The 18,789-nt window shown below is 67.8% G+C and carries 16 protein-coding genes; 7 read left to right on the top strand and 9 right to left on the bottom strand.

Features of this window, described 5'->3' with window-relative positions; genetic code table 11:
* Positions 1–2: 2 nt before the first annotated feature.
* Positions 3–1,532, bottom strand: a complete 1,530-nt coding sequence (locus tag G6N31_RS12535; RefSeq protein WP_163722153.1) for an HNH endonuclease signature motif containing protein — start codon at positions 1,530–1,532, stop codon at positions 3–5.
* 134 nt (positions 1,533–1,666) lie between these two features.
* Positions 1,667–2,359 carry a hypothetical protein gene (locus G6N31_RS12530; RefSeq protein WP_179964302.1) on the bottom strand — a complete coding sequence of 231 codons (693 nt, stop codon included), beginning with the start codon at positions 2,357–2,359 and terminating at the stop codon, positions 1,667–1,669.
* A 193-nt stretch (positions 2,360–2,552) separates the two neighbouring features.
* On the opposite strand from G6N31_RS12530, the gene G6N31_RS12525 reads away from it, so the two are divergent.
* Positions 2,553–3,923 carry a diguanylate cyclase gene (locus tag G6N31_RS12525; protein WP_163722151.1) on the top strand — a complete coding sequence of 457 codons (1,371 nt, stop codon included), beginning with the start codon at positions 2,553–2,555 and terminating at the stop codon, positions 3,921–3,923.
* Here G6N31_RS12525 and G6N31_RS12520 read toward each other — a convergent pair.
* Complete coding sequence (locus G6N31_RS12520) at positions 3,920–4,495, bottom strand: nucleotidyltransferase family protein (RefSeq protein ID WP_098004932.1); 576 nt, start codon at positions 4,493–4,495, stop codon at positions 3,920–3,922. The two genes, G6N31_RS12525 and G6N31_RS12520, sit on opposite strands and share 4 nt — an antisense overlap.
* 19 nt (positions 4,496–4,514) lie before the next feature.
* Here G6N31_RS12520 and G6N31_RS12515 point away from each other — a divergent pair, with 19 nt between their 5' ends.
* Both G6N31_RS12515 and G6N31_RS12510 read left to right on the top strand, forming a co-directional pair.
* Positions 4,515–5,282 carry an endonuclease/exonuclease/phosphatase family protein gene (locus tag G6N31_RS12515; RefSeq protein ID WP_098004931.1) on the top strand — a complete coding sequence of 256 codons (768 nt, stop codon included), beginning with the start codon at positions 4,515–4,517 and terminating at the stop codon, positions 5,280–5,282.
* 122 nt (positions 5,283–5,404) lie between these two features.
* Positions 5,405–6,286 (top strand): universal stress protein, encoded by an 882-nt coding sequence (locus tag G6N31_RS12510; RefSeq protein ID WP_098004930.1) that lies wholly within the window; start codon positions 5,405–5,407, stop codon positions 6,284–6,286.
* Positions 6,287–6,288: 2 nt separating this feature from the next.
* On the opposite strand, the gene G6N31_RS12505 is transcribed toward G6N31_RS12510, so the two are convergent.
* Together G6N31_RS12505 and G6N31_RS12500 are read right to left on the bottom strand one after the other, a co-directional pair.
* The gene (locus G6N31_RS12505; protein WP_098004929.1) at positions 6,289–7,431 is read right to left on the bottom strand and encodes an acyl-CoA dehydrogenase family protein; all 1,143 of its coding nucleotides are present in this window, start codon (positions 7,429–7,431) and stop codon (positions 6,289–6,291) included.
* 11 nt (positions 7,432–7,442) lie between these two features.
* Positions 7,443–8,675: an acyl-CoA dehydrogenase family protein gene (locus G6N31_RS12500; protein ID WP_098004928.1), complete on the bottom strand. Its 1,233-nt coding sequence runs from the start codon at positions 8,673–8,675 to the stop codon at positions 7,443–7,445.
* Positions 8,676–9,002: 327 nt separating this feature from the next.
* Here G6N31_RS12500 and G6N31_RS12495 point away from each other — a divergent pair, with 327 nt between their 5' ends.
* Positions 9,003–9,791 (top strand): L-aspartate oxidase, encoded by a 789-nt coding sequence (locus G6N31_RS12495; protein ID WP_234815422.1) that lies wholly within the window; start codon positions 9,003–9,005, stop codon positions 9,789–9,791.
* On the opposite strand, the gene G6N31_RS12490 is transcribed toward G6N31_RS12495, so the two are convergent.
* The 3 genes from G6N31_RS12490 to G6N31_RS12480 are packed head-to-tail and all read right to left on the bottom strand — an operon-like array spanning position 9,769 to position 14,550.
* Positions 9,769–11,631, bottom strand: coding sequence for a putative bifunctional diguanylate cyclase/phosphodiesterase (locus tag G6N31_RS12490; RefSeq protein WP_098004927.1), 1,863 nt, complete (start codon positions 11,629–11,631; stop codon positions 9,769–9,771). The two genes, G6N31_RS12495 and G6N31_RS12490, sit on opposite strands and share 23 nt — an antisense overlap.
* Positions 11,632–11,638: 7 nt before the next feature.
* Entirely contained in the window at positions 11,639–13,807 is a 2,169-nt protein-coding gene (locus G6N31_RS12485) for an Rv1355c family protein (protein WP_098004926.1), read from the bottom strand.
* Complete coding sequence (locus tag G6N31_RS12480; RefSeq protein WP_098004925.1) at positions 13,804–14,550, bottom strand: hypothetical protein; 747 nt, start codon at positions 14,548–14,550, stop codon at positions 13,804–13,806. Before G6N31_RS12480 ends, G6N31_RS12485 begins: the two co-directional genes overlap by 4 nt.
* Before the next feature lie 607 nt (positions 14,551–15,157).
* Between G6N31_RS12480 and G6N31_RS12475 the strand changes: the two genes are divergently transcribed.
* The 3 genes from G6N31_RS12475 (at position 15,158) to G6N31_RS12465 (ending at position 17,951) form a co-directional block, all read left to right on the top strand.
* Positions 15,158–15,610 (top strand): MaoC family dehydratase, encoded by a 453-nt coding sequence (locus G6N31_RS12475; RefSeq protein ID WP_098004924.1) that lies wholly within the window; start codon positions 15,158–15,160, stop codon positions 15,608–15,610.
* Between the two features lie 98 nt (positions 15,611–15,708).
* A complete protein-coding gene (locus tag G6N31_RS12470) occupies positions 15,709–17,049 on the top strand; it encodes a flavin-containing monooxygenase (RefSeq protein WP_098004923.1) in 1,341 nt (446 codons plus the stop codon).
* A complete protein-coding gene (locus G6N31_RS12465) occupies positions 17,046–17,951 on the top strand; it encodes an alpha/beta hydrolase (protein WP_098004922.1) in 906 nt (301 codons plus the stop codon). The genes G6N31_RS12470 and G6N31_RS12465 overlap by 4 nt, the downstream gene beginning before the upstream one ends.
* On the opposite strand, the gene G6N31_RS12460 is transcribed toward G6N31_RS12465, so the two are convergent.
* A complete protein-coding gene (locus G6N31_RS12460) occupies positions 17,937–18,770 on the bottom strand; it encodes a mycofactocin-coupled SDR family oxidoreductase (protein ID WP_098004921.1) in 834 nt (277 codons plus the stop codon). The two genes, G6N31_RS12465 and G6N31_RS12460, sit on opposite strands and share 15 nt — an antisense overlap.
* Positions 18,771–18,789 lie beyond the last annotated feature (19 nt).

Genomic DNA, 18,789 nt, shown 5'->3' with positions numbered 1-18,789 from the left:
CGTCAGGCTGCGTGGTTGTCGGGGGGCGCGGGTCCGCCGGGTTGGCCGGGCTCGCCGGGCCTGCTCGGGCCGTCGGCCGGTGGTGCGGTGTCCCCCTTTTCGCTGTCGGCGGGCTGCGCCGGGTAGAGATCCTCGGTGTTGTTGTCGCTGAGCCATTCTGGTTCGGGTGGGCGCAGCAGGCGTTCGGGGCGGTGGTAGTGGTTGAGCCGGGCCTGCCCGGTGTCCAGATGGGGTGGGGGGATCCATTCGACGTCGCCGCCGGTGATGCGCGTGGTCCAGCCGTTGTCGGTGTCGACGCTGCGGTTGTCGGGGCCGCAGGCCAGGGCGAGTTCGTCGATGTTGGTGTTGCCGCCGTGAGCCCAGTCGCCGGCGGCGTGGTGGACTTGGCAGCCGTAGGCGCCGATGGTGCAGCCGGGTTTGGTGCAGCCGCCGTCGCGGGCGATGAGCATGATCCGCTGGGCCGGGGACGCGGTGCGTCGGGTGCGGAACAGGTCCAGTGCGGAGCCGGTGGCGCGGTCGAACACCGCCAAATAGTGGTGGGCGTGGGAAGCTAGCCGGAGCACCTCGGCGATCGGCAACACGGTGCCGGCGCCGGTGGTGCCGATCCCGGCCCGGGATTCGAGATCTTGCAGCGTGGTGCGGATGATGACCGACACCGGAAGCCCGTTGAGGTGGCCGAGCTTTCCGCTCATCAGCACGATGCGTCCGGCGGCGACCATCGCGTCGTGTTGGCGTTGGGCCAGGCTGCGGTGGTCGTTGTCGATCTGGGCTTGGGTCGGCGTGCCGGAGGTGCAGGGTTGGGGGTCGTCGGGGTTGCACATCCCGGGTGCGGCGTATTTGGCGAAAATGACTTCCCACACCGCGCGGGCTTCGGGGGTCCACTCGGCGGTGACCGAAGTCGTTCCGTCGTCGCGCTGCTTGCCCATCGACACCCCGCGTTTGCGGGCGCGTTCGGTGTCGTCGGGTTCGGGCCCGTCCTGGTCGAGCAGGAACAGGGTGAGCGCGGCGGCATCCTGGAGTTCTTTGGGCCCGGCCCCGACCGCGTTGCGCACCAGGTCGAGCTCGAACTTCTCGCGGGTGGTGGTGTCGACGAAGCCGGGCAGCTTGTTGATGGCTTTGCGGATCACCTCGACGTGTTCGTCGTTGATCAGGCCGTGGGCCTGGGCGGCGGCGGTGGCAGGCAGCGCCGGCGGCAGCGCCGGCCCAGTGATCGGCTGGCGCGGCGCGAGCAGCGCGGCCTCGGTCAGTCGGCGGCCGGCCTCGCCGGTGGAGATGCGCCAGCGCACCGAGAGCACTTCTTTCCACGACTTGGCGCCCATCTGCTGCGGGGTGGTCTCGGTCTGCAACCGGGCCAGCAGCCGGTGACGGACCGCGGGCAGCTGACACCCCACCGTCTCCAACTCGTCGAGCGCGGCCACCAGTTCCGGCCGGGTCAGCAGGTCCAGATCGCAGGCGGCGAGCGCGTCCACGGCGGCGCGTACCGCCGAAACCGCCTCCCGCACAGCCACACCCGACATGACTCGAACATACATGCGACCACCGACAAGAACGGTCCCCGCGGGCCTGGCGAGTGGGGCTCAAGCCCCGCATTGTCTAACGCGTTGGGCGACTATGGAATTGATCCGGAGCCACCGGACCTCTTCCGTTGCGCAGCGACAGCACACAGTCAGCCATGTGCATGCCGGCGCACATGCTCGAACACGCCGGCACGGGTCAGCAGCAGCACGCTGACCACCACCACCCACACGGGGAAGGTCATCGCGACCCAGATGCTCAGGTCGCCGGCGGCCAGCTCTCCGACCGCTGTCAGATAGGTCAGAATCACCAGCCAGCGCGGCATCAAACCGGTGCGCAGCCAGATGGTGGCAAGCGAGATCATGAACACCGCAGCCATCCGCGTGGCATACGTCTTGCACGTGGTCAGCACCATGGTCTCGCCGAACAACCGGGTGTCGGAGCCCAACGGCGACGCTGCCGAATCCGCCGACACCAGGCCCTTGGCGACCGCCATCGACACGAACATCATCGCCACGAACAACAGCCCGCTGCTCAGGAACACGGTGACGAAAAACCTGTCCTCGACGGCTTTGAAGCTGTCCCGGACCACGGCGATGAACCAGAGGAAGCAGATCCCGGCGAACGGCATCAGCACCCCCGCCGTCGAGATGGCGTGGCGGCGATCGATCGCCCAATCGATCGATCCTGCCGAGCCGTCGGGTATCGCGGCACGTACGAGCACGATGACGGTCGCGAACAGCAGAGCGAAGAGGATGCCGGCCGCGGCCGCGGCACGGGGGGTGGTCAGGACCCGCAACGTGGGCGGACGCGACTCACCGGGGGGACTCGACGGCGACGACATGGCCGCATCCTCGCATCGGAGACCCTCCGGCTCAACGAAACTCGCACCCCCGGTGTGCCCGCTCGCGAGACCTGCCTACTTCCCGTCCGTCGTCAGGTTTGCTAGCCTCGTCACGCGGGCTGCGACAAGGGGAAAGTGCCGAAGTCGGACGGCCGAGCCCGCGGGGGGTCGATTTCAACTTCGAGGTGGCAGCTTGACGGGGCAACGCGGCACCGCAGCACCCGCCGGGGGACCGGCGTACGACGCAGCCCACGCTGCTGCCGACATCCGCTACCGACGTTTGCTGGACACCAGCGTGTCGCCGGTTTGCCTACATGACGGCCACATCGTGCACTACGTCAACATGGCTGGGGCCCGCGCGCTGGGTATGACATCGGACGGTCAGATCATCGGTCGTCCGATCGCCGATTTCCTCGACCTCGCGTCCCTGGACGCCGTGCGCGCGCAGCTCGAGACCTTACGCGCGGACGGCGATGTGACCGACCCGGTCGAGGTGACGCTGCGTCGGATCGACGGGAGCACCGTGGCGTTGCATGCCGTCGCGACGCTGAGGGCGGATCGCGGCGCAGCGATGTTCGAGGTGGTGTTCCAGACCCCGCTCGCGCCACCGGCGGCCGCCCCATTGCGCGCCGCCCCGGCGCAACCCCCCGGCCCGTCGCCGGTCATCGACGATTGCTACCGGGTGCTCGACCTTCTCCACGTCGGCGTGGTCGTGATGAACAGCGACGGACGGTTCGCGTTCACCAACGAAGCGGCACGCCGGATCCTGGGCGCCAACGCCGACGAACTCCTCGGCCAGCACCACAGCAGCAGTGGGGCGGATCTGCCGATGTACGACGCCGAGGGCGCACAGATCGGTACGGACTCGCATCCGTTGCGCTGGATCCTCAAGACCGGGCTGAGTGTGGTCCGGGAGGTGGTCGGTGTCGACCGGTTCGACGGCCAGCGGGTGTGGTTGACCGGTAACGGATGTCTCATCGATCCGCAGGACCCGGCGACGTCATCGGTGCTGCTGTCGTTCACCGACATCACCGAGCACTACGACGCGCGCGAACGTCTGTGGCACGAGGCGACGCACGACTGGCTCACCGGCCTGCCCAACCGGGTGCACGCGCTCAACCTCGCCGCCGCCGCCCTGGTCGGCACCGGTGACGATCGGCTGGCCGCCGTGCTGTTCCTCGACCTCAACGGGATGAAGGCGGTCAACGACTGTCACGGCCACCCCACCGGTGACGATGTCCTGCGTATCGCCGCACAACGCATGCGCGCTGCCGTCCGTCCGCAAGATCTCGTGGCCCGCATCGGCGGAGACGAATTCGTCGTCCTGATGATGGGTGCGTTGTCTGCCGACGAACTCGAGGCCATCGTCGAGCGCCTCAAAGCGGGCCTGGCCGAGGACATCTCCGTCGGATCCAAGCACCTGCGAATCGGCGTCAGCGTCGGCGTGACGAGACTGTCCGACGACGATGGACGCAGCCTGGCCGAAGTGCTGCGCGACGCCGACACCGCGATGTACCGCGCCAAGACCGAAGGTCGTTCTCCCGCAACAGGTTCCGACCGTTAGCCGATCTCGAGCCGGTTGCACAGCAGCAGGAACGCCTCGGCGAAGGGGTAATCCACGGTTTGGCGCCGCAACAGGTCCCAGTCGAGTTGCTCCCGCACCGCACGCACCGACAGCAACAGCGGCTCGAAGTCGCAGTGGTGCTCGTGTACGGCCCGCAGCTTCTGCAGGACCACCTCCGTCGGCGACAACACCGGCATGCAGACCGCGAGCACGTCGCGTCTGGCGGCGCGCTGAATCATCGACGGTTCGACGGGCACCCGGTTGATCTGGTGCAGCACGTCGATGACTGCAGGAGCGTCCACGCTCATCGCGGCCTTGAACAGCCACTGCTCCGGGGGTCGGCGGATGTCGAAACCGGCCTTCGACAACGTCGCGGCCGCCGCTTCGACATCCTGCTCGGCGACCACGAAGTCGACGTCATGCAGGGGTTCGGGGGCGCCGTGGGCCCACAACGCATAGCTGCCGGCCAGCGCGAACGGCGGACCGTTCTCGCACAACGCCGACGCGGCCCGCTTCAGCGCAGCGCGCAACGCCTCGTGGGATGCGGCCACCGCCGTGAGTTCGGAGGACATGGTGGGTAGTGGGTTACCCATGAAGCTGGTGACATTCAACATCCTGCACGGCCGCACGCCGGGCGGTGACGTCGACCTCGGACGGTTCGCCGACTGCGTGGCCGGACTGGACGCCGACATCCTGGCCCTACAGGAGGTCGACAGCAGCCAGGAACGCTCAGGGCTGGCCGACCTCACTGCGCTGGCCGCCGAGGCGATGGGGGCCCGCAGTCACCGCTTCGTCGCCGCCATCGCCGGCACTCCCGGCGCGACGTGGATGGCCGCCACGGGCGAGGAACAACCTGGGACCGCTGCCTACGGTGTCGCGTTGCTGTCGCGCTACCCCGCACTGAACTGGCAGGTCGTGCGGTTGCCGCGGGTCCCGTTCCGTTTTCCGATGTATCTGCGCGCCCCGGGTCGGATCCAGGTCATCGACGAGGAACCGCGGGCAGCGGTGATCGGCCGGTTCGACACCCCGCTCGGCGACCTCACCGTGGTCAACACCCATCTGTCCTTCGTGCCCGGGTGGAACCGGATTCAGCTGCGTCGACTGCTGCGCGACGTGCGGGCCCTGCCGTGGCCGCGAGTCGTCACCGGGGACCTGAACATGTCCGCCGCGGCGGCCCAACGCCATTCCGGGCTACGCGCCCTGGCCAGCGCGCCGACTTTCCCGACCGAAGATCCCACCCAGCAGCTCGACCACGTGCTCACCGACGACCCCGGCCTCAACGTCAAGGAACACCACACGCCCCGGCTGGCGATCTCCGATCACCGGCCGTTGGTCGCCCACCTGCACCGCGACTCCTGACCGGCGGGCGGGACCTTGGTCCCACACCGGGGTGACCGACTTCCCTTCATCGGCGCACGCGCCCGCGCTACGGTCGACACGTCGGGCGGCGACGACGCCGCAACCACACATCAGGAGGGGCCATGACCAGTCCACCAGCACCACTGGGCATCGTCGTCGGGGTCGACGGGTCGCCTGCGGCCCGGGTGGCCGTCGACTGGGCCGCCCGCGACGCCGCGCTCTGGCGGGTGCCGCTGACGCTGGTCCACGTCCTGCCCGGCGCCACGATGCAAGCCTGGATTCAGGCTCCGCTGCCCGCCGACTATCTCGAGGAGCTGCGGCAGAGCGGACAGGAGATCCTGGCCGCCGCCGCGCAGGATGCGCGCGCCGCCGGTGGCGAGAACCTGGTCAAGATCGACGAGCGGACCGCCTCCGGACCGCCGGTGCCGACACTGGTCGACTTCAGTAAGCAGGCCGACATGATCGTGGTCGGAAGTCGCGGCCTGGGCAAGTGGGGACGGCGGCTGCTCGGGTCGGTCAGCACCGGTCTGGTCCACCACGCCCGCTGCCCCGTCGCCGTGATCCACGACGAGGATCCGCTCATCCCGCACCCGGACCGGGCGCCGGTCGTCGTCGGGATCGACGGGTCACCCGCGTCCGAGCACGCCACCGAGATCGCGTACGAACAAGCTTCCCGGCGCGGTGTCGAACTGGTCGCGGTGCACACCTGGAGCGACGCCGGGTACGAACTGCCCGGTGCCGAGTGGAGCGAGATGCAGCCGGAGGAGGACATGCTGCTGGCCGAGCGGCTGGCCGGCTACCAGGAGCGCTACCCCGACGTCCCGGTGCGCCGCGTCGTCAAACGCGACCAGCCGGCCCGCCGCCTGCTCGAGGAGGCCGAGAAGGCTCAGCTGCTGGTGGTGGGCAGCCACGGTCGCGGTGGCTTCACCGGCATGTTGCTCGGATCGGTCGGCTCCGAAGTGGTGCAGTCGTCCCGAATACCGGTGATCGTCGCGCGGCGGTGAGATCACGCAGTGGTCAGCTGCGCGTACCGGGTCACGTGCTGGTCGGTGGAGCCGAACTCGAACTGCAGGGCGGTCAGTCGCTTGAAGTAGTGGCCGATCGCCAGTTCCTCGGTCATGCCCATGCCGCCGTGTAACTGGACGGCCTGCTGACCGACGAACTGCGCAGCGCGACCGACGGTGGCCTTGGCCGCCGACACCGCGCGGGCGCGGGTGGCCTCGTCGGCGTCGAGTTTGAGGACCGCCAGCAGTGCCGCCGCGGCTGCTTGCTCGACCTCCATGTACATGTCGACCATGCGGTGTTGCAGCACCTGGAAGCTGCCGATCGGCGCACCGAACTGCTGCCGCTGCTTGCAGTACTCGACGGTGTCGGACAACACCTTGCGCATCGCCCCGACCGCTTCCGCACACACCGCGGCCGCGCCTTCGTCGCGGGCCCGGGCCAGCGACGACCACGCGTCGCCTTCGGAACCGAGCAGCGCGCTCGCTGCAACGCGCACGTTGTCCAGTTCGAGGTCCGACGCCCGGCGATCGTCGATCGTGCGGTAGTGGTGCAACGTCAATTCCGTTGTCTGCGAGGACACCTCGACCAGGAACAGCGAGATGCCCGCGGTGTCGGCGCGTTCGCCGGACGTCCGGGCGGTGACGATCACGCGCTGCGCCATCGGGGTCGACGCCGACACGATCTTGGCGCCGTTGAGCACCCAATGCTCGCCGTCGCGTTCGGCGACGGTACCGACGTCGCGCCAGTTGTCTCCCGAGCGGGCTTCGGTGGCGGCCAAGGTCACGATCGCCGAACCCGACGCGATCTGTTCGAGCAGGTCCGCGGCGACGTCGCCGCCGGCGCGCTCGAGCAGGCCGGCCGCCACAACGGCGGTGTCGACGTATGGTTCGACCACCAGCGCGTGACCGAGCGCTTCGGCGATGAGCATCATCTCGACCGGTCCGCCACCGATGCCGCCGTGCTCCTCAGGCAGCGCGGCGCCGAGAATGCCCAGTTCCTCGGCGAAAGCCCGCCAGATCTCCGGCTGCCAGCCCGGACCCGTCTTGGCGGCGCCGCGGCTGGTCTCGAGGCCGTATCGGGTCGCCAGGAACTTGGTCAGTCCGTTGCGCAGAAGTTCTTGTTCGTCGTTGAGTTTGAAGTCCATGTAACCGTCCCCTACAGCCCCAGAGCCGCCTTGGCCAGGATATTGCGCTGAATCTCGTTGCTACCGGCGTAGATAGAACCGGCTCGGTCGTTGAAGTAACGCAGCGGAGCCACCGCCTGCCATGGTTGCCCGGTGACGTAACCGTCGGCTGGAGGCTCGAATTCGGCGATCGGCCCGCCCGGGAAGGTGGCGTGCGGTTGATAGGCCCGCCCGCGCGGGCCGGCGGCCTCCATCGCCAACTCGGTGATGGTCTGGCTCAACTCGGTGCTGAGCACCTTGAGCATCGAGGACTTCGCCCCTGGGTTGCCTCCGTCGGCGACCACCGCGAGCACCTGATACTCGAGGATCTCGAGCACCTCGGTGCGGATGCGGGCGTCGGCGAGCTTGCGTGCGAACGCCGGATCGTCGATCAGCCGCCCGCCGCCCGGGCCGGGCTGCTCGGTCGCGACCGCGGCGATCTCCTCGGCCATCACCTGCAGCCCCGGCGCGGTGGCGCCGCCGCCACGTTCGAACTCCAGCAGGTACTTCGCCACGGTCCAGCCGTCGTCGATGGCGCCGAGGACGTTGGCTTTCGGCACCCGCACCTCGTCGAAGAACACCTGATTCTGGACCTCCTCTCCGGAGGTCATCACCAGGGGACGGATCTCGATGCCGGGGGAGCTCATGTCGATGAGGACGAACGTGATGCCCCGCTGCTTCTTCTCCGAACGCGTGGTGCGTACCAGCGCGAACATCCAATTGGCTTCCCGCGCGTGCGTGGTCCAGATCTTGCTGCCCGTACACACCAGATGGTCGCCGTCGTCGCGTGCGGCCATCGTCAGGGCCGCGAGATCCGAACCGGCTTCGGGCTCGGAGTAGCCCTGGCAGAAGAACACCTCACCGGTGAGGATCCGGGGCAGGAAATAGTCCTTCTGCTCCTCGGTGCCGAACTTGATGATGGCGTGCGCCACCATTCGGATCCCCATCGGCGACAGCGACGGAGCGCCGGCCAGGGTCGACTCGCGGCTGAAGATGTAGTGCTGAGTCAGCGTCCAATCGCACCCGCCGTGGGCCACCGGCCACGCCGGGGCCGCCCATCCCTGCTCGTGCAGGATCGCCTGCCATTCCATGCTGGCGTCGTGATCGGCGTACACGCTGGTCATCAGACGGCCGGCGCGACGCAGCTCCGGCGTCAGCTTGGCCTCCAGGAAGGCGCGAACCTCGTCCCGGAAGGCGAGATCGGCCGGTGACCACTCCAGATCCATGACTTCCCCTCTGCTTGAGCTCTAGGAGAGAGTAAACCTAGTTAGTTAGGTGGGGAAGCTCGGGGTGGTCGCTGCACCATCCCGGCGCACGCCGTCAGATGGCCGTCTCGAGTCGCGCTGGCAGCGGCACCGCACCGATTCCGGCGGCGCAGTGCTAGCTTCTGTGGGTTGCCACAGCCGCTGATGGCAAATCCCCTCATGAACCCATCACGGCTGTGGCAACCCGGTGGTCAGTCATTTTCGTGCGGGTCCAACGGTGCCTTACGCTGTGGACTGCGGCGCACTCGCCGTCGAAGCGACGTCGAAGCAATGATGAGGCAGATAACCGTGTGCGCTGAGATGGACTGGGACGACGAGGTCGACGTCGTATGCACCGGAGCGGGCATCGCCGGTCTGGCCGTCGCGATCACCGCCATCGACGAAGGGGCCGACGTCCTCGTCGCCGACCCACCGGCCGCCGCGCCGGACGCCCGGTGGTGGCCGGGCGACTGCGGCGATGTCGACACGGCCGCCTACCTCGATGAGCTGACCGCCGATTTCGATACCACAGGGCTCGGCTACGACCAGGACGACCTTCCTGTCCGCACCGTGCTCACCGACACCGAACGGCGCAACACCGTCCCCCCGTTCATCGGGTCGCGGATGCGTGACTGGGCCGCTCGGTGCATCGGTTCGCCCTCCGGATTCCTCTACACCCGGGTGACCGAGTGGCCGACGACCACCGTGGCGTTGCGCGGCGGCGAGACGTGGGAGGTCGCCGACCTCGGCGCCGTCACACCCGATGACGGTGATCCTGTTGCGTGGCTGCACAACTGGTTGAGCGACGAGGCGCAGGAACGTGACGTCGAGCGGTTCCCGGTGCACTGCCTGCAGCGCCTGGTGCTGGACAACGGTGCGGTCAGCGGCGCGGTTTTCGACACGACGTCGGGCCCGTTCTCGGTTCGCGCCCGCCACGGGGTGCTGATCGGCCCGTCGACCCGCAGCTCACGCGGGCGCGGGCCCGCCGGACACCCGTCGCCCGACACCGGATTGCGCGCGGCGCTGGTCGGAAAGGCGGGCAGTCGCTTCGGTCGGGTGGAACTGTTGAACTTCGCTACAGCCGCTGAGAAACGCTGAAGTTCAGCGCTATCCGCCCTCGAGCGAGCAACGATTCCATCGCTGCCCCGGCGATCGGGCGGGACAGCAGGAACCCCTGGGCCCGGTGGCACCCGTGTCGCAGCAGCGTCAGTGCTGCGGCCTCGGTCTCGACTCCCTCGGCGACCAATTCGAGTCCGAAGGATTCCGCGAGGGCGATGATGGCCCGCACGATCGCGAGATCGCCGGGATCCGAACCGAGTTCACGCACGAAACTGCGGTCGATCTTGAGAGTGTCGACCGGCAGCGACTTCAGGTGCGAGAGCGCGCTGTAGCCGGTGCCGAAGTCGTCGATGGCCACCTGCACTCCGGCGTCCTTCAGGCCGGCCACGGTGACACGCGTGGTCTCGATGTCCTGCACCACCACGTTCTCGGTGATCTCCAGGCACACCGATTCCGGGTCGATGCCGAACTCGGAGATGATCCCGGCGACCGTGTCGACAAAGCCGTCGGTCACCAGCTGCACAGGTGAGACGTTGAGCCGCAACACGATGTTGTGACCGACACCGCGGGAGCGCCACCCGGCGAACTCGGCACAGGCTGTACGCATCACCCAGCGTCCCAGTTCGCCGGCGAGGTTGATGGATTCGGCCACCCCGATGAACGACTCGGGGGACAGGAGCCCGCGGGTCGGATGTTGCCAGCGCACCAGAGCCTCGATGGCCAGGATCTCGCCCGTGCGCATGTCGACCTCGGGCAGGTAGTGCAGGATCAGGGAACCGTTCTCGATCACGCTCTGCAGATGCAGTTCGATGTCGTTGCGCAGTTCGCCCTTCAGCGACATCTCCTCGGTGAACACCGAGATCATGTTGCCGCCCGCACTTTTCGCGGTCAGCACGGCTTGATCGGCGCGGCGAAGCAGATCAGAGGTGCTGTCCTGGCCGGGAACGCCGAGTGCGATGCCGATGCTCGCGGTGCGGGTCAGCATCTCGCCGTCGATCGAGACGCGCTCATTGAGCGTGTTGCGCAGCCGGTAGGCCAGCGCTTCTGCGGTCTCGGCATCCATCGGTGCGGCGGGGACCACAACGAACTCGTCGCCACCGAGCCGGGCGATCACGTCGATGTCGTCGGCTTCGCGGCGCAGGCGCTCGGCGAGCACCCGGATGAACCAGTCCCCGGCGGTGTGGCCGAGGTAGTCGTTGATCGCCTTAAGTCGGTCCAGATCGAAATACAGGGTCGCGACCGGGCCGGGTTGTCCGGCTGCCAACCTGTTGTCCAGGTAAGCCAGTAGCGACCGCCGATTGTGCAGGCCGGTCAGGTCGTCGTGGTCGGCCAGGTAACGCAGCTGTTCCTCGGCCAGGACGCGCGCCTGCACCTGCGCGAGCAGAGAAGTGATCGCTTCGAGCGCGTTGAGCTCTTCGGTGGTCCACTCCCGGTCGCCGAACTTGACGAAGCCCAGCACGCCGGTGGTCACGTCGCCGGACACCAGCGGTGCGGCGGCCAGCGAGGTCTGCGGTACCGCGCGGCCCTCCTCGATGCGCCGCTGATAATCGTCGGTGGAGGCCTCCGGGCGGAACACCATCGGCCGTTTGGCGTGCTCGCTGTGCGCGAAGACGGGGTCGGCGTCGGTGTAGTAGACGACCGCCAACGGGTCGGGGTCGGGAATGCCGGTTCGCACCGGCCACTCGGCGACGAGCCGCGACGCCCGGATGGAGTGGTCGTTGTAGCGCAGGAAGCTGACGTCCACACCGAAGTACGCGACGAGGTCGGCCAGCACCTCCTGGCTCACCTGCGCCGAGGTGGCCGCGGTGGCGGCCATGAGCTTGGTGGCCACTGACGTGACCACGGAGTCGAGGCTGGGTGGCGCCGCGCTTGCAGACATGGTGCGATCAGAATACGGGCGCAACCCCCAGATTGAGTGGTCGACGCCTACTCCGAACCGATGTCGGCGGCGCTTTGGTCAATCGCAGGAGCAAAACCAGGCCCCGATCCGGTGCGGTTGCCGTCAAGTGACGAAATCGCGATCGCAACTCGGCCAGTTCGGGGCCGAATGTCGGTGCCAACGCAACGAGTTCATCGTCGTCGTGGGCGTACAGGAACGCCGGTGAGACCGGCTGCACCGCCCACCCCGACTGATGGGCGGTGATCCACAGCGCTTCGGCGCCGCAGCCGCCGCGCGCGTAGCCCGTCAACGAACGATCATCGACGGTCAGCACCGCCAGGGCCGAGCTCTGCGCGATCCGGCTACCGGTGTCGGCTGCCAGGACCGCGCCGGCGTCCCACTGGGCAAGCATCGCCATGACGTCGCCGCGGCGCAGAACGTCGAGCGTGGCGAGTTCAGCCGGTGGCAGCTCGAGGCTGGCGATGTCGATCCCGGAGTCGTGCGGCTCATCGCCGGGCCATCGCAGCTCGGAGACCATGTCGGCGTGCAGGGCCGGGGTCAGGTACCGAATCCGGTCGGCGGCACCGATTATCTCGCCCGCGGCGGTCAGTTCGGCGGGCGTGCTGAGGATGTGGACGCTGACCCCCTCGCGCTGGGCCGCGGCCCGGAGGGCGGCCGCGACGCCGTCGGACAACACCTCCCGGGCGCCCCGGTGCCGGTTGGTCTCGCGGCTCGCGAGCGCGGGGTACATCGCCGCCAGGTCGGCATCGTGGCCGTGGCCCAGGCGGATGTCGGCGCGCAGCGGATCTCGGTGGTCCTCGGTGAAGTGCACGCCTCCGAGCACGCCGTGCGCGGCGGCCGCGACGCGGGCGTTGAAGACCGCCGCGCCGACGGCCACGGCACTGCCGCGCAGACCGATGTCGAGCGTTCCGCTGTACTCGGCTGCCAGTCGGACGGTGACCGCGCGTGCGGTCGTTTCGATGTGCCAGGGTTGCGCGTTACCGCCTGACGGTGCGCGGTTGGCGGCCAGTGCCATCGCCTGGGCCGCCGTCTCGGGCGTCGGCACCGGATGGTCGGGGGGAGAACGGTGCCCGACCGCCGGTGCGGATGCCGGGTCGGTCAGTGACTGAAGTGACGAGGCCACATCGATGCGCACCCGTCCCGACGACAGCGGTTCCGCGAGCCCGACGCGGCGGACGGCTTCGGCGACCGCCGCCGCCCCGACGAGTACGTCGCCGGCGAGTTGCGGCCAGGTCGCCAGCGTCTGACCGACCTCCACCAGCGACGCCGCTCCGCGCGGGGACAGGCTGGTCGCATCCAGGATGCGCAGTACGTGCGGGATCTTCTGCCGGCCGTCCAGTGCCGACAGCTCGGCGAGGTCGACGTCGCCGAGAAGGCCGTGGAACAGCGGTCGTTGCGCATCGATGTCGAACCGCTCGACATCGATCAGGCCGCGGTCGCTGCTGGCCATCACCACCGGAATCCCGCGCGCCCGCGCACCGTGCCGCACCAGTGCCTTGACGTCGAGCGAGTCGCACTCCTCGACGACGATGTCGAGACCGTCGAGGAACGCGTCGAGGTTGTCTGCGGTCAGCCCCGCGTCGAACACCTCGACGTCGAGATACGGGTCCACCTCGGCGATTCTGCGCGCGGCCACTGTCGCCTTGTTGAGCCCGAGGTCGAAAACCGTTGCCGGTACCCGGTTGAGGTTCGTGAGCTCGAGGTCGTCGAAGTCGGCGAGCCGCAGATGGCCGCACAGACCCTGCATCGCCAGCGTATGGGCGATGGCATGGCCCACGCTCAGGCCCACCACCCCGACTCGCAGCGCCTCGAGTCGGCGATGTTCGTCGATGGTGACCAGATTTCGGTTGCGGTCGATTCTGGTACGGGCGTACCCGCGCGGTCCGAGAATGCCGATCAGCGTTCGCCGCCACGGGTAGTAGGCCCACCGATGGGGCTCATCGAGGATGGCGGCCTCCGGCGCGGGCAGTAGACCGCGCAGGGCCGCCGCCTGTTCGGCGGTGCGATCGAACACCTCGATACGCGGGTCGGCTCGCAGAGACGCGATCACGCGCGCATCGGGATCGTGGTCAGGGTCGAGGATTACCGCGCTGGTGGCATTCCGATCCTGATCTGTCGCGTCGGCCGGATTGCTTCGGGAGTGCTCGAATGTCACAACGCATTATCGCGAAGCGCTGACGCCGAGCCATAGGTGACCCCGGCCCGCTCCAGATCGCGGAGGTCGGCGAAGATGCGGGAGATCTGGCTGGGCTCGGCATGGCGGATCCATGTCCGGCGGTCCCACCACATCATCTTCGTGCGGTACCGCGGGTCCGGGTACGGCGTAGCGGGAATGGCGGCGACGACGCCGCCGGATGTCCGCCACTTGTCGAGCACATGGGGTGCCGAGGTGGCCATGCAGAACTGCACGTCCATCACCGCCATCGCGTGCGAACCGCTGCGCGCGAGCGCGCGGATCACGCCTTGAGGGTTACCCGGGCGGTCGTCGACGAACGCCGCCTTCATCTCCAGCACCCCGAACGGCACACGGTCGTCGATCATCTTGCGGACGGCGGGCAGACCTGGCTGGCCGTCCCATTCGACGACGGCATGTGAATCGTCGGCACCGGTGAGCGGTCCCTTGGCGCGCACGCCACCGATCACCCGGCCGGACGAGTCGAGCGCCGCCCAGAACAGCGCGGTGTCGTGGCCGTCGCTGATGTCCGCGACATCGATGGCGCGACCGACCCCGAACTTCTGATAACTGCGTTCGGCGCCTTCGAGATAACGCAACCACAATTCGCGGTCCAGCGACGGTTGCGACATGATCAGCGTGCACTGCGCGTCCTCGTCCCACCAAGCGTGCCGGGACGGCAGGACAAAGTCTTCGGTCATCGAGTCGGTCAGCGAAATGGTCATGCCTATTCCCATCGTCGTGCAGGGGCCACGCCCAAATGGGGGAAGCCCTTTGCTGTCATTGCGGATTCGGTATTCGTCGCGAGTACGACGTTCTCAGTATGGAGCCGCAGCCATCTGGAATTCCAGCTAGTCATGGCAATTTCCCTGGCGGTGGACTCGTGGGCAACACATCGGGCGTAACTAAAGGCATACCGTAAGAACCCATTTGGTATGGTGAAATCCGGTGAATTTGCCGATTGAGTACGCCGACAATTGGATTCGAGCGAACTCCGTGACATTCTCTTTGCGCTTTCTTGCACGGGAAATGTGCTGGACGACTTATGTTCGCTAACTCGACAACTCGAGTGCACGGAACGCGGTGCGCTCATTGGGCCCCCGGCGCTGTGTCGCCACGTGGCGGCGAGGTCGCGGTAGCACCAATGAACGTCGCGTGAATTCGCTGGGGGAGGGAACTGCAAGTCTGCAGCGAGTTACGGCATCATCTGCCAGATTCTGGAGTCGGGCGGCGGTCGGGCCCGAGCGGTCGTGTGGCACTGTGAGCTTTGCACGGCCGGGGCCCGCCGGCTGACCCCACGTTGCACCGTGCCGACCGTCGAAGGAGACACCAGTGAAGAAGTTCAACAATCTCGCTGAACTGGCTGCCGCCGAGGGCACTCAGCTCGGCCCCACCGAATGGCTCGACATCACCCAGGATCGGGTCAACCTGTTCGCCGACGCCACCGACGACCACCAGTGGATCCATGTCGATCCGCAGCGCGCCGCCGACGGCCCCTTCGGGGGGACCATCGCCCACGGTCTGCTGACCCTGTCGCTGATCCCGCATTTCACGCACCAGCTCTACACCGTGGACAACGTCGCGATGGCCATCAACTACGGCTACAACAAAGTCCGGTTCATCACGCCGGTGCCGGTGGGCGCCAAGCTCCGTGCGCGCGCCGAACTCACCGCGGTGGCCCAGCTCGAGAACGCCGTGCAGGCGACGTTGACCACGACCGTCGAGATCGAGGGTTCGGAGAAGCCGGCGGCGGTCGCCGAGTCGATCGTGCGCTTCATCGCCTGATCGCCGCTCCACCTGCCAGAAATTCGACGGGCGTCAGCGACCATTGACGTACGTCAAAAAGCCTCGTAGATTGCGTTGCGGCAGGAGGAGCGTCGGTGATGAGCAGAGACCCCCACGTGGCGGTGATCGGGGCCGGAATCAGCGGCCTGACAGCGGGCAAGATGCTCAAGGACTACGGGGTTCGGTACACCACGTTCGAGTCCTCCGATCGCATCGGCGGTAACTGGGCCTTCGGGAACCCCAACGGCCACAGCAGTGCCTACCGGTCGCTGCACATCGACACCTCCAAGGATCGGCTGTCGTTCAAAGACTTTCCGATGCCCGAGCACTACCCGTCTTTTCCGCATCACTCCGAGGTCAAGGCGTATCTCGACGAGTACGCCGCGGCGTTCGGGCTGCTCGAGGGCATCGAGTTCGGAAACGGCGTGGTACGGGCCGAACGCGCCGACGACGGCGCGGGGTGGCAGTTGACCGACCAGTCCGGGGCGCAACGGCAGTTCGATCTGCTGGTGGTGGCCAACGGCCATCACTGGGACCCGCGCCGGCCGGACTTCCCGGGCTCGTTCACCAACCAGTCGATCCACTCCCACGATTACATCGATCCGTCGACCCCGCTGGACCTGCACGACAAACGCATCCTGGTCGTCGGCATCGGCAACAGTGCCGCCGACATCACCGTCGAACTGTCGTCCAAAGCCCTGGGCAACAAGGTCACGCTGTCGACCCGATCGAGCGCATGGATCGTGCCGAAGTACATCGCCGGCCGGCCGGGCGACACCTTCTGGCGGACCTCGCCGCATCTGCCGCTGGCATGGCAACGCAAAGCGGTGCAATTGATCGCGCCGATGCTGGGGACCGATCCGAGGATGTACGGTCTGCCCCCGGCCGACCACAAACTCTTCGAGGCGCACCCCACGCAATCGGTGGAGCTGCCGCTGCGGCTCGGCTCCGGTGACGTGGTGCCCAAACCCAACGTGGCTCGGTTGGACGGCGATACCGTACATTTCGTCGACGGCACCAGCGACGCGTTCGACGTCATCATCTACGCCACCGGGTACAACATCACCTTCCCGTTCTTCGACCCGGACTTCATCAGTGCGCCGGACAACCAGATTCCGCTGTACAAGAGGATGTTCAAGCCAGGCATCGACGATCTGGTGTTCATCGGGTTCGCGCAGTCGGTGCCGACGCTGTTTCCGTTCGTGGAGTGCCAGTCGCGGCTGCTGGCGGCCTACGCCGTCGGCAGATACGCGCTGCCGTCCGTCGACGAGATGGAACGGGTCATCGCAGCCGACCAGCAGTTGCACGCCGGCCACTGCACCGATCGGCCGCGCCACACCCAGCAGGTGGACTACTTCATCTACGAACACGACCTGCGCACGCGGGAACTGCCGGCAGGCCTGCGACGGGCCCGAGACAAGGCTGGGGCATCGAGATGACGCCGAGCGAGATCACGTTCCGTAGTGGAGATGTGAATTGCAGCGCTTGGCATTTCCGGGCGTTGGGCGACGCGGATCGACGGCCCGTGGTGGTGATGGCGCACGGGTTCGGCGGGACCAAGGACTCCGGACTCGCGCCGTTCGCCGAGCGGTTCGCCGAGTCCGGGATGGACGTCCTGGCCTTCGACTACCGCGGCTTCGGTGCGTCGGAAGGAACACCGCGCCAATCGCTTTCGGTGCGAAAGCAGATCGATGACTACCACAGCGCGGTGGAGGCGGCAAAAGCTCTCGACGGAGTGGATGCCGACCGCGTCGCGCTGTGGGGAGCGTCGTTCTCGGGCGGCCACGTGCTGACCGTCGGGGCCGCACGTGCCGACATCGCGGCGGTCGTCTCGCTCACTCCGCTGACCAGTGGACTGGCCGTCAGCCGCGCCGCTGCGTCATCGCGGGACCCGCTCACCTCCCTGCGGTGGACACTGGCAGGAGTCAAGAGCCGGCTCGCCGTCCGGCGGGGCGACGCCCCCACGCTGATGCCGTTGGTCGCTCCCGTGGGGGAGCCGGGGGCGCTGGCGCTCGACGGTGCCTACGAGAGCTACCTGTCGATGGCGGGTCCGACGTGGCGCAACGAGATCGACTGCGCGGTCGGCCTGGAGGTCCTGAGCGTGCGCACCACCACCGCGGCCAAGCAGCTACGCTGCCCGCTGCTGGTGCAGATCGCCGACTTCGACCAGTACGTGCCCGCGGACGCCGTCGCGGCGACCGCCGCACACGGGCGCGCGCAGGTGCACCGCTATCCGTGTGACCACTTCGACGTGTGGCCCGGTCACGAGTGGTTCGACAAGACCGCGCGGGACCAGGTGGCGTTCCTGTCGCGGCGGCTGCTGCGGTCAGTAGTGCGTTGACCCCTGGTCGATCGAGATCGCGCTCGCGGTCACGTACTTCGACTCGTCACTGGCCAGCCAGCACACCGTGTCGGCGATGTCCTCGGGTTCGACGATCCAGGTGGGCAGGAACGGCGTCATCATGTTCTGCAGCTGCGGGTTGGTCTCCATCGCCTTGCTCAGAGCGGTGACCATGTCACCGGTGCCCATGTCGGTCAGCACCGGACCGGGGTGCACGCTGTTGACCCGGATCGAATGCTTGCCGAGCTCGGCGGCGAACGCACGGGCCATCCCGGTGACCGCGTGCTTGCTGGCCGTGTAGTGCACCATGAACGGCTGCAGTTTGATCCCCGCCGCCGAGCTGATCAGGATGATCGAACCGCCACGGCCGCCCTCGACGATCTTGTCCGCGCCGGCCATCACGGTGTTCCAGGTGCCGGTGACGTTGATGTCCATCACGTCGCGGAAGTCGTCCGGACCGATCTGGTCCCAGGCTTGCGGTGCGGACACCCCGGCGTTGGCGACGATCACATCCAGTCGGCCCAGCTCGGCGACCGCCGAGGTGACCACGCCGCGCAGCCCGTCGTGGTCCCGGGTGTCGACCACCGCGGAAATGATGCGGCGACCGGTCTTTTCGACCAGACGCACCGTCTCTTCGAGATCCTCGACGGTGGCGTGGTCGTAGGGCACGCACGGCGGGAGCGGACCGGCGATGTCGACGGCGATGACGTCGGCGCCCTCGTTGGCCATCCGTACCGCGTGTGCCCGGCCCTGGCCGCGGGCCGCGCCGGTGATGAAGGCGACCCGGCCGTCGAGCCTGCCTGCCCGTGTGTCGGTCATGTGCTGCTGTCCTCTGCTG

It is taken from the genome of Mycolicibacterium duvalii (genome assembly GCF_010726645.1).
In the GTDB taxonomy this organism is placed as follows: domain Bacteria; phylum Actinomycetota; class Actinomycetes; order Mycobacteriales; family Mycobacteriaceae; genus Mycobacterium; species Mycobacterium duvalii.
Note: the sequence above shows the minus strand (reverse complement) of the source record. Positions and strands in the feature narration are given on the sequence as shown.

Excerpts from the sequence above, each read along its gene's own strand:
- G6N31_RS12535 (WP_163722153.1), bottom strand. The coding sequence starts at position 1,532 with ATGTATGTTCGAGTCATGTCGGGTGTGGCTGTGCGGGAGGCGGTTTCG.
- G6N31_RS12480 (WP_098004925.1), bottom strand. The coding sequence starts at position 14,550 with ATGACCATTTCGCTGACCGACTCGATGACCGAAGACTTTGTCCTGCCG.
- G6N31_RS12490 (WP_098004927.1), bottom strand. The coding sequence starts at position 11,631 with ATGTCTGCAAGCGCGGCGCCACCCAGCCTCGACTCCGTGGTCACGTCA.
- G6N31_RS12505 (WP_098004929.1), bottom strand. The coding sequence starts at position 7,431 with ATGGACTTCAAACTCAACGACGAACAAGAACTTCTGCGCAACGGACTG.
- G6N31_RS12465 (WP_098004922.1), top strand. The coding sequence starts at position 17,046 with ATGACGCCGAGCGAGATCACGTTCCGTAGTGGAGATGTGAATTGCAGC.
- G6N31_RS12500 (WP_098004928.1), bottom strand. The coding sequence starts at position 8,675 with ATGGATCTGGAGTGGTCACCGGCCGATCTCGCCTTCCGGGACGAGGTT.
- G6N31_RS12515 (WP_098004931.1), top strand. The coding sequence starts at position 4,515 with ATGAAGCTGGTGACATTCAACATCCTGCACGGCCGCACGCCGGGCGGT.
- G6N31_RS12470 (WP_098004923.1), top strand. The coding sequence starts at position 15,709 with ATGAGCAGAGACCCCCACGTGGCGGTGATCGGGGCCGGAATCAGCGGC.
- G6N31_RS12530 (WP_179964302.1), bottom strand. The coding sequence starts at position 2,359 with ATGTCGTCGCCGTCGAGTCCCCCCGGTGAGTCGCGTCCGCCCACGTTG.
- G6N31_RS12460 (WP_098004921.1), bottom strand. The coding sequence starts at position 18,770 with ATGACCGACACACGGGCAGGCAGGCTCGACGGCCGGGTCGCCTTCATC.
- G6N31_RS12510 (WP_098004930.1), top strand. The coding sequence starts at position 5,405 with ATGACCAGTCCACCAGCACCACTGGGCATCGTCGTCGGGGTCGACGGG.
- G6N31_RS12520 (WP_098004932.1), bottom strand. The coding sequence starts at position 4,495 with ATGTCCTCCGAACTCACGGCGGTGGCCGCATCCCACGAGGCGTTGCGC.